Raw genomic sequence first — 793 nt, 5'->3', positions numbered from 1 at the left:
GGTGCAGTACGCCGACTACGCCGCCTGGCAACGCCAGCAGTTCGCGGATTCCCGGTGGACGGACGAGCTGTCCTTCTGGCGACGGCAGCTGGCGGACGTCGCACCGCTCGAACTCCCCTCCGACAGGCCGCGCTCGACGACCCGCACGACCGCCGGTGCGAACTTCTCGGTCGAACTCCCGGCAGCGCTCCTGCCCGCACTGCGGAAATCGGCGCGTGAACAGAACGCCAGTCTGTTCGTAGTGCTCGCCGCCGTCACGAAACTTCTGTTCGCCCGCCTCTCCGGGAGCCAGGACGTCGCGCTCGGAACCGTCACATCCGGTCGTGAAAGCTCCGAGCTCGAGGAAATGCTCGGTTTCTTCGTCAACACTCTCGTTCTGCGAAGCCATGTCGATGAGGAACGGTCATTCTCCGAATTCCTCTCCCAGGTGCGGGGGACGGTGGTGGACGCTTTCGACCACCGGCAGCTCCCCTTCGACCGGCTGGTCGACGCCATCGCCCCTGACCGCGACTCGAACCGGATGCCGTTGGTCCAGGCGATGCTCGTCCTCCAGAACACGCCGGACGCGCGGCCTTCCTTCGGGGGACTGGACGTCTCCGAGGTCGTGCTGCCCAGGGAGGCCTCCTCGTTCGACCTCACCGTGGAGTTCCGGGAGAACGGGGACGAGCTCACCTTCGGGGTCGAGTACAACACCGACCTGTTCGATGCCGGCACGGTGGAGCGGTGGGCCCGGGACTGGGTGCGGCTGGCCGAGGCGGTGACCGCGGAGCCGGAGCGCCGGTTGGTCGAGGTG

At 67.3% G+C, this 793-nt stretch carries 1 protein-coding gene; it reads left to right on the top strand.

Translation table 11 applies throughout. The annotated features are described in order from the left end of the window. Window positions 1-793, top strand: a 793-nt coding sequence (locus ACTIDRAF_RS31325; RefSeq protein WP_039789669.1) for a condensation domain-containing protein, incomplete at both ends; no start/stop codon positions are given.

Origin of the sequence: Actinoalloteichus spitiensis RMV-1378, from assembly GCF_000239155.1 — a bacterium.
In the GTDB taxonomy this organism is placed as follows: domain Bacteria; phylum Actinomycetota; class Actinomycetes; order Mycobacteriales; family Pseudonocardiaceae; genus Actinoalloteichus_B; species Actinoalloteichus_B spitiensis.
The sequence above is the reverse complement of the archived record's forward strand: the minus strand, read 5'-3'. Positions and strand labels throughout refer to the sequence as shown.